This is a genomic window from Cedecea sp. B1(4) (genome assembly GCF_059414925.1).
Map to the genome: position 1 here is coordinate 31,614 of NZ_JCAHMZ010000003.1, position 13,786 is coordinate 45,399.

Consider the following 13,786-nt stretch of genomic DNA (forward strand, 5'->3'; position numbering starts at 1 on the left):
GCAAAGCTATACGACCAAAGGGTATTCACTGCCTGAAAGGCGGTGGCTGCGAAAGGTGTATCCCTGCTCCTTTTTAGGTAGGGAAAGTATAACCGGAGGGATTTTAGGGAAATTTGATTTGTTCGATTTTTTTGCTGTTCTACAGGTCGATTAATTACCGCTGTTAATGAATTGCGTCACAAAAATGAATGTTTAAATGGTGTAATGCGAACAAAAAGCGGCGAAAAATAGTCGTCTGTTTTTCGGTTGTTGCCGCCCCGGCTGGAGCACAGAATCTTTTCCATTCTATAAAAGCAGGGGATAAAAATGAGCTTCAGTCAGATGCATTATCAGAGCACGCCATTGCTGCTGGCTAACGTTTGGGATGTCGGTAGCGCTCAGGCGGCACAGGACGCGGGTTATCAGGCACTGGGCACCTCAAGCGCGGCAATCGCCGATATGTTGGGCTACACGGATGGCGAAGATCTGCCATTTTCTGTACTTCTTGCCCTGGTGGCCCGCATACGTGAGCGTGTCAGCTTGCCGCTTTCCGTCGATATGGAAGCCGGGTATGGGGCAGACACCGAAACGGTTGTGAGTCAGGCCATTCAGCTGGCACAGCTGGGCGTTGTCGGCATTAACCTTGAAGACAGCAAAGTTGAACAGGGAACGCGTCGTTTACTGGATGCAACACACTTCGCTGCCCGCCTGAGCGCGATCAAAGCAGGGCTGGATGCCGCGAAAACGCCGCTCTTTATCAATGCCAGAACCGATGGCTTCTTGCTTGGTGAGCAGGATGTGCTGAATCAAACGATCGCCCGCGGCAGGCTATATCAACAGGCGGGGGCTGACGGCTTCTTTGTGCCCTGCGTGACCTTAGCTGAAGATATTCAGGCGATTGCCGGCGCAGTTGATCTGCCGCTGAATGTGATGTGCATGCCGGGTCTGCCCGATTTTGATCAACTTGCGGCGCTGGGGGTGAAACGCATTTCAATGGGGAATTTCGTGCACGCCGCGCTGAACCGTAAGTTACAGCATCTGTTGTTTAGCCTTCGCCAACAGGGCGCATTTGACGAGATCTTTGCCGATGAAAATCCTTGATATCGAGCAGTGCAATACTTGGTACGAGGCACTGGTGGCGCGCTCTTCCGAGCATGTCGGCGTTTTTTTCGTGGGCGTGAAAACCACCGGCGTGTTCTGCATTTCAAACTGCCGCGCCCGTAAGCCTAAGCGGGGTAACGTTGAGTTTTATGACGACTTTAAATCCGCGCTTCACGCGGGCTTTCGTCCCTGCAAGATCTGCCGCCCCACCGAAAACGCCTTCTCTGCGCCGCCTATAGTCGAGCAGGCCATAGCCCTTTTCAGGGCGAGCAGTGAGAACCGGGTCAGCGATGGTGAGCTGCGTGAGCACAACATCAGCCCTGAACGTCTCCGGCGCTGGTTTGTGCAACACCACGGGATGACTTTTCAGGCCTGGCAGAGAATGTTGCGTGTGAATGTGGCGTTGCAGGAGCTCAGGCGTGGGAAAAGTGCGACGGATGCGGCGTTTAGCAGCGGCTACGACTCGCTGAGTGGGTTTGGCTATACCTGCAAAAAGCTCACTGGCGATGCCCCCAGTCGGGCGGCAGATATCATCGTTATTCACCGTTTTACCACGCCCATCGGGCCGATGTTTGTGTGCGCCACCGAGCTGGGCGTCTGCCTGCTGGAGTTTGTTGACCGACGCGCGCTGGAGCGTGAATTTGACGATCTGCAGTCGCGGCTCAATGCCCGTATCATCGCCGGGGAAAATGATCATACGCGGCAGGCGGAAAAAGAGATCGGGGAATACTTTGCTGGAAAAAGGCAGCAGTTCACCCTTGCCCTGCATACGCCGGGCAGCGCGTTTCAGCAAAAAGTCTGGCAGCAGCTTGGTACCGTGCCTTATGGCGAAACGTCCCACTATCAGGCGCTGGCGATAAAAATGGAGAATCCAGATGCCGTGCGTGCGGTGGCCGGAGCCAACGGCGCGAACCGGGTTGCCATCGTCATTCCGTGCCACAGAATCATCGGTAAAAACGGGACTATGACGGGATACGGTGGTGGCATTGCACGAAAAAAATGGCTGCTTGAGCACGAGAAAAAGTTTGCGTAACGCGGGCCATAAAACGCTCAGAACAAAATTCTCTGCACAAAATTTGTCTCCTTTCTGTGATGCGGGTAGACTTCTCGGCCTTGCATAAATACGGAGACTTTCTCATGAGCGAAACGGCCACCTGGCAGCCGAGCGCATCCATCCCCAATTTGTTAAAACGCGCCGCCATTATGGCGGAGATTCGGCGCTTCTTCGCCGACCGAGGCGTTCTGGAGGTGGAAACACCCTGCATGAGCCAGGCGACGGTAACCGATATTCATCTGGTGCCGTTTGAAACCCGTTTCGTCGGCCCAGGCCACTCTCAGGGCATGAATTTGTACCTGATGACCAGCCCGGAATACCACATGAAACGCCTGCTGGCGGCGGGCTGTGGCCCGGTGTTCCAGCTGTGTCGCAGTTTCCGTAATGAAGAGATGGGGCGCCACCACAACCCGGAATTCACCATGCTGGAGTGGTATCGCCCGCATTACGACATGTACCGCCTGATGAATGAGGTGGACGATCTCCTGCAGCAGGTGTTGGAATGCGGTGCCGCAGAAAGTTTGTCTTACCAGCAGGCCTTCCAGCGCCATCTGGATATCGACCCACTGTCTGCAGACAAAGCGCAGCTGCGTGAAGCGGCGGCGAAGCTCGACCTGAGCAACATCGCCGACAAAGAAGAAGACCGGGACACGCTGTTGCAGCTGTTGTTCGCGATGGGCGTCGAGCCACAGATTGGTAAAGACAAGCCGACCTTCGTGTATCACTTCCCGGCAAGCCAGGCCTCTCTGGCGCAGATCAGCACCGAAGATCACCGCGTGGCGGAGCGCTTTGAGGTTTACTTCAAAGGTATCGAGCTGGCGAACGGTTTCCACGAACTGACCGACGCCCGCGAACAGCAGCAGCGTTTCGAGCAGGATAACCGCAAACGCGCGGCGCTTGGCCTGCCGCAGCAGCCGGTGGACATGAACCTGCTGGCGGCGCTGGAAGCGGGCATGCCGGACAGCTCCGGCGTAGCGTTGGGCGTTGACCGCCTGATTATGCTGGCGCTGGGGGCGGAAAGCCTCTCCGAGGTTTTAGCCTTTACCGTCGATCGGGCTTGATGCCCCAAAAAAAATGGCCCCTATGCGGGGCCATTTTTTTATCTGCTGGCGAACGGTTAGCGGCTCGCTTTAGCCATCAGTAGGTGGAACAAGTTTAAAACGGTCTCGTTGTCTATCGGCAGCATGTTGTCGCCTACATACCATTCCGTTTTACACCAGCCCGGTACTTCGGCCTCTTCCAGCGCATTGAACAGCCAGTATCCCTCCTGCCTGGCTATTTCATCCCTGGCGCTGAGTAATGTTGCTTTATCCGCATCGAAATAAACATGCAGCATGTTGACCTGAGGTCTGCGGGGCAGGATACGAATGCCCGGCACGGCCTCCAGGTTGGCGGCGAGGCTGAGGGTGCGCTGATAGCAGCTCTCAAGGATGGCCAGCCGTTTTTCTAAGCGCATTGCCGTGGAAACTACTGCGGGACTTTGCGTCACCACGTTACCGCCTAATCGTCTGAGCCAGACGCGAGCCTGGCGGATAAAGTCTTCATCGCCAGCGAGTAACGAACCTGAAATACCCCCGAGGCCCTTGTAGACGGAAACATAGACTGAAGAAAAACCCTCAGCAATCTCAGCCCAGGAGCGCTGGTAATACGCCCGGCTCTCCCAGAGGCGAGCCCCGTCCATATGCAGCGGCGTGCCAGCTTCTGCTGCTGCGGCTTTCAGGGCTTCCAGCTCGTCCCACTCTGGGAGTTGCCCGCCAATCTCACGCGCGGGAAGTTCAACCACAAGGCAGCTTAAAGGCTCCGCTATGGCGGTAAAATCACTGGCAAGGATAGGCCGTAGTTTATGACCTACTACGACGCCATGCATCTTCACCAAGGCCTGAAAAGTTTGCTGTTCATGAATCAGCAGGTGCGATGTCGCGTGCGCGCCAAAGCGAGGCAGGCGGTTACGTTCGCTCCAGATAATGACCGCTATCAACTGCGCCATCACTCCGGTAGGAATAAATATTGCCGCTGGTTTACCCAGTAGCTGAGCGATTTTGGCCTCAAAACCCGCGATAAAATCCCCCACGCCGTAGCTGTCATAGGCGACTTCATTTTCCCTGGCCCAGTCGGCCATCTCCTGGAATTGCTCCGCAGGTGTCATTTCTTTAAATCCTCTCAGCTCGGTTTTGCAGGCAAGCTTAAGAGCGCGTCGTTGGGCATCGATATCTGGTATCAAAGCAGAGAACCTCTATCTGGACAGGTTAAGTCAAAGGGGAACGCAGGGCATTAGCGCAATGTGAATAAGCTAGCCGAAATGGCGATCGTAAAGTGTATACATTTGGTAAACTGCGCTCATGCTAACGATAAAACGAATTACCGACCGCAGCTCCGCGTATTTTGAATGCGTGGACGAGCTGTATGAAAGCGCCTTTCCGCGGCATGAAAAACGCCAGCCTGCCGCAAAAGTCAGCGCGCTTGCTCACCCTAATTACAGTCTGCAGGCCTGGTTCGACGGCGAGCAGTTTGTCGGGATGATCGGCGCGTGGGATTTTGGCGACTATGCCTATATTGAGCACCTCGCCGTGAACGGCCAGCTGCGTGCGCAGGGCTACGGCAAGCGAATGCTGAGCCAGTTTTTGCAGATCTACCCGCAAACTATCCTCGAAATCGATCCGCTCACCACTGAGATCGCTCATAAGCGGCTGCGTTTTTACCAAAGCCTCGGCTTCTGCGAAAACGACCATGTACATCACCATCCGACTTACCATGCGGATATCCCCGATCATCAGCTGATTGTGCTGAGTTATCCGCAGCCCATCGGTGACGCTCAGTATGGCCGCTTTTTTGACGATCTCTGCCACATCGTGATGGAACGCCCGCTTTAATCTAAACGTTTTTAAAGTACCCGGCAGGCAGTAGCCGCCGGGCGCTAATCTATTTTTTTACCAGGACTTAATAGATGGATATCACCACGCTGTTTCTTTACGTCATCGCCGTTAGCGCGGTCATGGTGACGCCAGGCCCGTCGATGCTTTTAGCGCTCAATAACGGAGCCACCTACGGAATGCGCATTGCGGGCTATGGCTTTCTCGGTGCGGTGCTGGCGGACCTGCTGCTGATTGGCGCGGTGGGCTGCGGCCTGGGCGCGTTGTTGCAGGCTTCTGAACAGCTGTTTGCAGTGGTGAAGTGGGGCGGCGCGCTTTACCTGGTCTATCTGGCTTACGTGCTGTGGCGCGCACCGGCTAAGGCGCTAAGCGTGAGCGCTTCGGCGGCAGTGGCCACGGGCAAAACGGCGTTTCTGCGATCGCTGATGGTCGGCTTATCCAACCCCAAAGGGCTGCTGTTCTTTTCGGCATTTTTACCGCAGTTCATCCGCCCGCAGGAGCCGGTGGCGATGCAGTACATGATTCTGGCGCTGGTCAGCGCGATTATTGACTGCATCATGATGACGATTTACGCCTGGGGTGGCCGCCACGCGATGCGTAAATTCTCCGCCAACGTGATGCGCTGGGTGAACCGCAGCTGTGCGGGTATGCTCGCCGTGCTGGCGGTGGGCGTGGCGCTGTATCGACGCAGTAATTTGACCTGAGAAAGGTCAGAGGAAATTGAGCGCTGGCCGGGGAGAAAACAGGCCAGCGCTAACGTCTTAGCTTTCTTGCTCTTCGGCGAGTTCGCGAAGGTAAGAGAAGATCTGACGGTAGGACTTAGGCGGCTTATTGGCCGCTTTTTCTTTTTGCGCGTTACGGATCAACACGCGCAGCTGCTGGCGGTCCGCCTGCGGATAAAGTCTCAGAACTTCGCTCATCGCGTCATCGCCTTCTTCAACCAGGCGGTCGCGCAGGGCTTCCAGCTTGTGGAACAGTGAAACCTGCTGGTTATGGCGGTTCTTCAGCTTGTCGAGCGCCTGACGGATTGGATCCATGTCGCGGGAACGCATCATCTTGCCGATCAGCTGCACCTGGCGGCGGCGGCCTTCTTTCTTGATGCGCTGCGCCAGCTCAATAGCGGCACGTAAATCATCGTCGAGCGGGATTTTTTCCAGGGCATTTTTGCCCAGTTCCATCAGCTCAACGCCCAGGCGTTTTAGCTCTTCGGCGTCGCGCTTAATCTCACTTTTACTGACCCAGATAATTTCATCATCTTCGTCTTCATTTTCATCATCGGGCACGTCGTCGAGCCAGTCTTCGGGCTGCTTGGTCATATTAGGCTCCTTAAAAAGTTGACGCGGATATTACCAGCAATGGGCCTGCACTGCGAAATTGTTCTGATCCTGTTAGACTTGAACGACTCACCTTACATTATGGCAGTAGCGATGAAAGTAAACACGCAAGTAGCACAACAACGTCAGGTTCTGGAGCAGGCGGTTTCACAGGCGCTGGAGCTGGCAAAGGGCAAGTCAGACGGCGCGGAAGTGGCGGTCAGTAAAACCACCGGTATCAGCGTCAGCACCCGCTACGGTGAGGTGGAGAACGTCGAATTCAACAGCGATGGTGCGCTGGGCATCACCGTTTATCACCAAAACCGCAAAGGCAGCGCTTCGTCCACGGATCTGAGCCCGGACGCCATTGCCCGTACCGTACAGGCCGCGCTGGACATCGCTCGCTATACCTCGCCGGACCCTTATGCTGGCGTCGCGGATAAAGAACTGCTGGCCTTTGATGCACCCGACCTGGATCTCTTCCACCCAACGGAAATTGACCCGGAGCGCGCCATTGAGCTTGCCGCGCGAGCGGAAAACGCATCCCTGAACGTGGACAAACGCATTACCAATACCGAAGGCGGCAGCTTTAACAGCCATTACGGCATCAAAGTTTTCGGCAACAGCCACGGTATGCTGCAGAGCTACTGCTCCACCCGCCATTCTCTTTCGAGCTGCGTAATTGCCGAAGAAAACGGTGATATGGAGCGGGATTACGCATACACCATCGGTCGCGCGATGGAAGACCTGCAATCACCTGAATGGGTCGGGGCCGACTGCGCGCGCCGCACGCTGTCTCGCCTGTCTCCGCGTAAACTGTCCACCATGAAAGCCCCGGTGATTTTCGCTAATGAAGTGGCGACCGGGCTGTTTGGTCACCTGGTCGGTGCGATTGCGGGCGGTGCGGTGTACCGTAAATCAACTTTCCTGCTGGATTCCCTCGGCAAGCAAATTCTGCCGGACTGGCTGACCATTGAAGAGCATCCGCACCTGCTGAAAGGTCTGGCTTCCACGCCGTTTGACAGCGAAGGCGTGCGTACCGAACGTCGCGATATCATCAAGGACGGCGTGCTGCAGCAGTGGCTGCTGACCAACTATTCTGCACGTAAGCTGGGGCTGAAAAGCACCGGTCACGCGGGCGGGATCCACAACTGGCGCATTGCTGGGCAGGGCCTGGGCTTTGAGGAAATGCTGAAACAGATGGGCACCGGGCTGGTGGTGACTGAGCTGATGGGGCAGGGCGTAAGCGGCATTACCGGCGACTATTCTCGCGGTGCGGCAGGCTTCTGGGTTGAGAACGGTGAGATCCAGTATCCGGTGAGCGAAATCACCATCGCCGGTAACCTGAAGGACATGTGGCGCGAGATAGTTACTATTGGCAACGATATAGAAACACGTAGCAACATTCAGTGTGGTTCAGTCTTACTTCCGGAGATGAAGATAGCCGGTCAGTAAAGCAATGTGGCGCGTCCTGCCGCGCCCGTTTCTCATATAAAAAAGATAAAGGAAAGGTGAGTGAATGCGTAAGCAACTGATTGCAATGTTAGCCGTATCATCCGTGTTACTGTCCGGCGCTGCGTTTGCCAAAGATGTCGGTGACGACATGGACATTATCGCGAAAAACTATAAGACCGTGCTGAGCACGAAAGATGCCGCCGAGCTGAAAACCTCACTGGGCAATATGCGTGAAGCGGCTCTGGATGCGCAGAAAGGCACCCCGCCTAAGCTGGAAAATGAAGCTGCCGACAGCGCCAACATGAAAGAGTACCGCCACGGGTTTGATATTCTCGTGGGCCAGATTGACGGTGCGCTGAAGCTGGCCAACGAAGGCAAAGTGACAGAAGCTCAGGCTGCTGCCGCTGACTTCAAAACCACTCGCGATACCTACCACAAAAAGTTTCGCTAAGATTTAACAACGGGCGGGTTATTCCCGCCCGCTTTCTTTACCGCAGTGCTCCCACCGCCTGTTCCAACGCAGCAATATCGTTATTGCTCAACAGGGGCCGAATAGCCTGAAAATGCTCGTCGCTTAGCTGGTAAATGTGCAGCTTCAGCAGCCGCTCAATCACATCCTGTTCGAAACGCAGGGCGATTGGTTTGGCCGGGTTACCGCCGACGACGCTGTAAGGCGCGACGTCTTTCGTCACCACGCTGCCAGCGGCAATAATTGCGCCTTCACCGATGGTCAAGCCGGGCATTATGATTGCCCTCATGCCTATCCAGCTTCCATCTCCGAGCGTGGTATCGCCTTTGGCGCGGTAGGCGTCTTTGATGGTTTCGATAAAGGGGTAAAGAGAGAACCAGTCGCCTCGGTGCGTGTGGTTGCCGCCCATCAGGATCACCGCCTCGGCGGCGATACAGACGTAATCACCTATCCACAGCTGGTCAAGCTCGCCAATGGGTTCCCATTCCCGGCTCACCGCGTCACCCTGCAGGTAGCGCACCACGCTTCGCTCAAAACCGCCATCCCAGCAGTCGCTGTAATAACTGTGCTGGCCTTTGATATGAATATTGGGGTTGGTCACCGTTTCGTGCAGGTACTCGACCTGAGACCAGTGCTTTTCAGTCTTTGACATGTTTTTTCTCACAACAAAAGTGTGCCCACGGAACAAGGTTCCGTTTCAAATTGCAGACGGGAATGCGTGAGCGCGCTAAGCGATGCGCGGCTGTTTTAGCAGAGGATTGTTGAGTACGGCGACGAGCTGCATGACGTTTAAACCTGTATTTAAGACTCGACAACCTTAACATCGGGGGCAGCGGAGTACACCTTTTTCCTCCTTCATCCGCGTAGCGCACCCTGGCCATCTTCGCCTTCTACCTCGATCACAAAACGATAAACCCATTATTACTCTAAGGCTAATGATTAACGCCTGAGCTTAATTGATAGCCAACCCCGCGTGGCGCACACTTTTAACCAGACTAAAGCCAATCAAAATGATGCGCTGAATCAGGAGGTTAATAATGAGTGCTAGCCAAACGCCTGCCCGCGTCTGGAACACGCGTCGCACCGAGAAGCAGCGACGTATGGCGTCCAGTAACGTACAGGGCAAGGTGATCCCGACCGGGGACCTCGTCGAAGTGATGGAAAAGCTGATTGCACCGGGCGACCGGGTAGTGCTGGAAGGAAATAACCAAAAACAGGCTGATTTTCTCTCCCGCATGCTGGCAGAAGTCAGCCCGCAAAAAGTACACGATCTGCATATGATCATGCCGAGCGTCGGCCGGAGTGAACACCTTGATATTTTTGAAAAAGGTATCGCCCGCAAGCTTGACTTCTCTTTCTCCGGCACCCAAAGCCTGCGTATTTCTCAACTGCTTGAAGACGGGCTGTTAGAAATTGGCTCGATTCACACCTACATCGAGCTTTATGCACGCTTGTACGTCGATCTTGCGCCTAACGTCGCGCTCATCGCCGGTTATAAAGCCGACCGCAAAGGAAACCTGTACACCGGGCCGAGCACTGAAGATACGCCTGCATTGGTTGAAGCTGCCGCCTTCCATGACGGGATTGTTATCGCCCAGGTTAATGAACTGGTGGACGATGACTGCGATTTGCCGCGCGTGGACATTCCCGGATCCTGGATTGACTTCGTGGTGGTTGCCGACAAACCCTTCTTTATCGAACCGCTGTTTACCCGTGACCCGCGCCTGATCAAGCAGGAACACATCCTGATGGCGATGATGGCCATCAAAGGCATTTACGCCGAACACCAGGTTCAGTCGCTGAACCATGGGATCGGCTTTAACACCGCCGCCATTGAGCTGCTGCTGCCGACTTACGGCGAAAAGCTTGGTCTGAAAGGTAAAATCTGCAAACACTGGACCCTGAACCCGCACCCGACGCTGATCCCGGCGATTGAAAGCGGCTGGGTCGAGAGCGTGCACTGCTTCGGCGGCGAGCTGGGCATGGAAGAGTACATTCGCGCCCGCCCGGATATCTTCTTTACCGGTGCCGACGGCTCTATGCGCTCCAACCGAGCGATGTGCCAACTGGCCGGGCAATACGCTGTGGATATGTTTATTGGTTCCACCCTGCAGGTTGATGGCCTGGCTAACTCTTCAACCGTGACGCGTGGCCGCTTATCGGGCTTCGGCGGCGCGCCAAATATGGGGCACGATCCGCACGGTCGTCGCCACGCCACGCCGGCTTGGCTGAATATGATCACCGAGCCCGATCCGATGCAGCGCGGTAAAAAGCTGGTGGTGCAGATGGTCGAAACCTTCCAGGCGGGCGTGAAGCCTACCTTCGTGGAAACCCTGGATGCCGTAGAGGTGGCCAAAACCTCCGGCATGCCGCTGGCCCCGGTAATGATTTACGGCGACGACGTCACCCACGTGCTCACCGAGGAAGGCATTGCGTATCTCTACCGTGCGGAGAGTCTGGAAGAACGCCGTGCGATGGTAGCGGCGGTCGCCGGTATCACCGACATCGGCCTGGGCGTAGACGCTAAACGTGTCGCCGCACTTCGCCAGAGCGGCAAAGTGGCTTACCCGGAAGATATGGGGATCCGCCGCAGCGAGGCGACCCGTTCTCTCCTGGCGGCAAGCAGCGTGGCCGACCTCGTCGAATGGTCCGGCGGTCTTTACAACCCGCCAGCGAAATTCCGGAGCTGGTAATGAAATTACATCCACAGAAAGGCGTCGAGGCCGAAGCGGGCTGGCTGGCAAGGGCTGCGACCCAAAGCCTGATCGAAGAAGCCCGCCTGAGCCCGAAACCCGGTCTGGTGGACAGCCGGGGGAATGGCGCCCATCACGACCTCAGCCTGGCGCTGATGGAGCGATCGGCCCTCAGCCTGACCCCGACATTTCATGCTCTGGCATTACAAAGCTGGGAACGTCCGGCAGACATCGCGCTGCGCCAGCTGATAGGGCGCCTGGGTCGCGAAGGTGAGCAACAGATGATGGCGGCGACCGGGGGAGTGAATACCCACCGGGGAGCCATCTGGGCGCTCGGCCTGCTGATTTCCGCCGCCGCTATGCACGGTATGAATGGCAGCAGCGTGGAGATCGCCGCTACGGCAGCGCGACTTGCCGCACTTCCTGATGAAGCCGCGCCAAAAAGCTTCAGCAAAGGGTTGAGAGCCACAAGACGCTATCGCGTGCCGGGGGCACGAGAAGAGGCCCAGCAGGGTTTCCCTCACGTGATGCGCCTTGCGCTGCCCCAGCTTCGCCGTAGCCGCCAGTCCGGGGCAACGGAAGGCGAGGCCAGGATTGACGCTTTGATGGCGATTATGACTTCACTTTCAGATACCTGTGTGCTTTCTCGTGCCGGTTTACCTGGCCTGGAAACAATGCAGAACGGTGCCCGCAGCGTGCTGATGAACGGGGGGATTTCGCGCAAAGAAGGCCGTGATGCGCTGGATTTGCTCGACCGCAATATGCTGGCGCTGAATGCCTCTCCGGGCGGCGCGGCTGATTTGCTCGCCGCCACGCTCCTGCTGGACCGCATCGATAACGATGCCACTCCGCTTCACTCACTTAATTAACGAGGGCGTTATGGAACACATTACGTTGTCATTTCCGGCAACCCGCACGGCCACAGGCAAAGCTCTGGCTGGCGTGGTGGGCTCCGGCGATATGGAAGTCCTGTTTACTGCCGCACAGGGGCTGGTTCTGACCATCGACATTACCACCTCCGTCGATAACAGCGAAAAACGCTGGAAAGCGCTTTTCGAGCGCCTGGCCGCGCTGAGTCAACTGCCTGCCGGGCAAATGCACATTCATGATTTTGGCGCGACGCCGGGCGTAGCGCGTATCCGCATTGAACAGGTTTTTGAGGAGGTGGCTCATGCGTGACGACAGCAGTTTTATTGAATTAAGAGCACGCGAGCGTGCCCGTCTGCTGCTTGATGAAGGCAGCTACCGCGAACTGCTCGATCCTTTTGAGGGCATTATTTCGCCATGGCTGGGGCCTCAGGGCATTGTGCCTCAGTCCGACGACGGTATGGTCGTGGCCAAAGGTACGATCAACGGTGGTCCGGCGGTGGTGATTGCCATTGAAGGCGCATTCCAGGGCGGCAGTATGGGTGAAGTCTCCGGGGCGAAAATGGCTGCCGCGCTTGAGCTGGCGGCGGAAGACAACCGCAACGGTATTCCGACACAGGCGGTGCTTTGCCTGGAAACCGGCGGCGTGCGCCTGCAGGAGGCTAACCTCGGCCTGGCGGCGATTGCCGATATTCACGCGGCGATTGTCGATCTGCGTCGCTATACCCCGGTGATTGGCGTTGTCGCTGGAACCGTGGGTTGCTTTGGGGGGATGTCGATTGCCGCTGCACTTTGCAGCTATCTGATTGTAACTCGCGAAGCGCGCCTGGGCCTCAATGGTCCTCAGGTTATCGAGCAAGAAGCGGGCATTGAGGAATACGATTCCCGGGATCGGCCGTTTATCTGGAGCATGACCGGTGGCGAAGTTCGCTACCAGAGCAGGCTGGTGGACGCGCTGGTTGGGGACGGCGTTCACGCAGTCAAGCAGGCGGTCAACAAAGCCATCGCCAAAGGCGTTCCGGCACTGCATCGCACCGATAACTACGCGTGGTATCTGGATCGCCTGACCCATTTCGACACCAGTCAACAGGCTGATGCCGAACAAATCAAACAGCTTTTTGGGGAGAAACGCTCATGAGCCAGAAACTGAATCGTGCCGCTGTTTGGCTGGACACTCTGGTCCCGGATGCACCACGTATGGCGGGGCTGTGCGCCTCCGTGCAGGTCGCCGACGGTAACGTTGACGGAAAACCTGCACGCTTTATCGCTGTGGTGCCCGATGCCAATAACCATTACCCCCGGGCTGCTGGCGGCGAAGTCGGGCTGTTAGAAGGCTGGACGCTGGCAAAAGTGGTCAGCGAAACCATCGCTGAAGATGCCGACAAAGCTGAAAAGCGAGCCATCATCGCCGTTATTGATGTCCCTAGTCAGGCCTATGGTCGCCGCGAAGAGGCATTCGGTATTCACCAGGCGCTGGCAGGTGCCGCAGGCGCTTACGCCAACGCTCGTCTGGCCGGGCACCCTGTTGTGGGCCTGATTGTCGGCAAGGCGATGTCCGGGGCATTTCTCGCTCACGGCTACCAGGCTAACCGACTGATCGCTTTTAACGACCAGGGAGTAATGATTCACGCGATGGGGAAAGAGTCCGCCGCGCGGATCACCTTACGCACCGTCGAGGCGCTGGAAAAACTGGCCGCGACCATTCCTCCAATGGCCTATGACATCAGCAATTACGAAACCCTGGGTCTGCTCTCGATGCTGCTGGATATCCATAATCCGGATGAGCCGAAGAGTGACGATGTGACAAAAGTACAGGCTGCCCTGAGTACGGCAGTGAAAGAGGCTCGGAGCGATACTTCGCTGAAATGTCGTCTGTTGGCGAAAAATCGCCACAGTTCGGCGCTGGTTCGTGAACGCATGCGCGCCAGCTGGTAAGAAAAAAGACAGACCTGCCGGATGCTATAACCAGACACGGCGCGCCGTGT

The 13,786-nt window shown here is 56.4% G+C and carries 15 protein-coding genes; 12 read left to right on the forward strand and 3 right to left on the reverse strand.

Annotated features, from left to right (window positions below; translation table 11 throughout):
* Positions 1-306: 306 nt before the first annotated feature.
* From ACR6JA_RS07645 to epmA, 3 genes are all read left to right on the forward strand, one after another.
* Complete coding sequence (locus tag ACR6JA_RS07645) at positions 307-1,080, forward strand: isocitrate lyase/PEP mutase family protein (RefSeq protein WP_213714786.1); 774 nt, start codon at positions 307-309, stop codon at positions 1,078-1,080.
* Positions 1,067-2,113 (forward strand): bifunctional transcriptional activator/DNA repair enzyme AdaA, encoded by a 1,047-nt coding sequence (locus tag ACR6JA_RS07650; RefSeq protein WP_213714784.1) that lies wholly within the window; start codon positions 1,067-1,069, stop codon positions 2,111-2,113. The genes ACR6JA_RS07645 and ACR6JA_RS07650 overlap by 14 nt, the downstream gene beginning before the upstream one ends.
* Positions 2,114-2,217: 104 nt before the next feature.
* On the forward strand, positions 2,218-3,195 hold the full coding sequence (gene epmA / locus ACR6JA_RS07655) for an elongation factor P--(R)-beta-lysine ligase (protein ID WP_213714782.1): 978 nt from the start codon (positions 2,218-2,220) through the stop codon (positions 3,193-3,195).
* 56 nt (positions 3,196-3,251) lie between these two features.
* Here epmA and ACR6JA_RS07660 read toward each other — a convergent pair whose 3' ends face one another.
* Positions 3,252-4,280 carry a threonine aldolase family protein gene (locus ACR6JA_RS07660; protein ID WP_494493827.1) on the reverse strand — a complete coding sequence of 343 codons (1,029 nt, stop codon included), beginning with the start codon at positions 4,278-4,280 and terminating at the stop codon, positions 3,252-3,254.
* Positions 4,281-4,473: 193 nt separating this feature from the next.
* Here ACR6JA_RS07660 and ACR6JA_RS07665 point away from each other — a divergent pair, with 193 nt between their 5' ends.
* Both ACR6JA_RS07665 and ACR6JA_RS07670 read left to right on the forward strand, forming a co-directional pair.
* Positions 4,474-5,004 (forward strand): GNAT family N-acetyltransferase, encoded by a 531-nt coding sequence (locus ACR6JA_RS07665; protein ID WP_213714777.1) that lies wholly within the window; start codon positions 4,474-4,476, stop codon positions 5,002-5,004.
* A gap of 74 nt (positions 5,005-5,078) precedes the next feature.
* Positions 5,079-5,708, forward strand: a complete 630-nt coding sequence (locus ACR6JA_RS07670) for a LysE family translocator (RefSeq protein WP_008453726.1) — start codon at positions 5,079-5,081, stop codon at positions 5,706-5,708.
* A 57-nt stretch (positions 5,709-5,765) separates the two neighbouring features.
* Here the strand turns inward: ACR6JA_RS07670 and yjgA are convergent, their stop codons facing one another.
* Complete coding sequence (gene yjgA, locus ACR6JA_RS07675) at positions 5,766-6,320, reverse strand: ribosome biogenesis factor YjgA (protein WP_008453724.1); 555 nt, start codon at positions 6,318-6,320, stop codon at positions 5,766-5,768.
* Positions 6,321-6,419: 99 nt separating this feature from the next.
* Here yjgA and pmbA point away from each other — a divergent pair, with 99 nt between their 5' ends.
* Complete coding sequence (gene pmbA, locus ACR6JA_RS07680; RefSeq protein WP_494493961.1) at positions 6,420-7,772, forward strand: metalloprotease PmbA; 1,353 nt, start codon at positions 6,420-6,422, stop codon at positions 7,770-7,772.
* Between the two features lie 64 nt (positions 7,773-7,836).
* A complete protein-coding gene (cybC, locus tag ACR6JA_RS07685) occupies positions 7,837-8,223 on the forward strand; it encodes a cytochrome b562 (RefSeq protein WP_008453720.1) in 387 nt (128 codons plus the stop codon).
* Between the two features lie 37 nt (positions 8,224-8,260).
* On the opposite strand, the gene ACR6JA_RS07690 is transcribed toward cybC, so the two are convergent.
* Complete coding sequence (locus tag ACR6JA_RS07690) at positions 8,261-8,893, reverse strand: CatB-related O-acetyltransferase (RefSeq protein ID WP_213714775.1); 633 nt, start codon at positions 8,891-8,893, stop codon at positions 8,261-8,263.
* Between the two features lie 385 nt (positions 8,894-9,278).
* Between ACR6JA_RS07690 and mdcA the strand changes: the two genes are divergently transcribed.
* Genes mdcA through mdcE form a run of 5 tightly spaced genes read left to right on the forward strand, consistent with a single transcriptional unit; the run spans position 9,279 to position 13,736 of the window.
* Entirely contained in the window at positions 9,279-10,934 is a 1,656-nt protein-coding gene (mdcA, locus tag ACR6JA_RS07695) for a malonate decarboxylase subunit alpha (protein ID WP_494493828.1), read from the forward strand.
* The gene (locus tag ACR6JA_RS07700) at positions 10,934-11,803 is read left to right on the forward strand and encodes a triphosphoribosyl-dephospho-CoA synthase (protein WP_166993218.1); all 870 of its coding nucleotides are present in this window, start codon (positions 10,934-10,936) and stop codon (positions 11,801-11,803) included. The genes mdcA and ACR6JA_RS07700 overlap by 1 nt, the downstream gene beginning before the upstream one ends.
* Before the next feature lie 10 nt (positions 11,804-11,813).
* Complete coding sequence (mdcC, locus tag ACR6JA_RS07705) at positions 11,814-12,113, forward strand: malonate decarboxylase acyl carrier protein (RefSeq protein WP_494493829.1); 300 nt, start codon at positions 11,814-11,816, stop codon at positions 12,111-12,113.
* Complete coding sequence (locus tag ACR6JA_RS07710) at positions 12,106-12,939, forward strand: biotin-independent malonate decarboxylase subunit beta (protein WP_213714769.1); 834 nt, start codon at positions 12,106-12,108, stop codon at positions 12,937-12,939. Before mdcC ends, ACR6JA_RS07710 begins: the two co-directional genes overlap by 8 nt.
* The gene (mdcE, locus tag ACR6JA_RS07715) at positions 12,936-13,736 is read left to right on the forward strand and encodes a biotin-independent malonate decarboxylase subunit gamma (protein ID WP_008453709.1); all 801 of its coding nucleotides are present in this window, start codon (positions 12,936-12,938) and stop codon (positions 13,734-13,736) included. Before ACR6JA_RS07710 ends, mdcE begins: the two co-directional genes overlap by 4 nt.
* Positions 13,737-13,786: the final 50 nt, after the last annotated feature.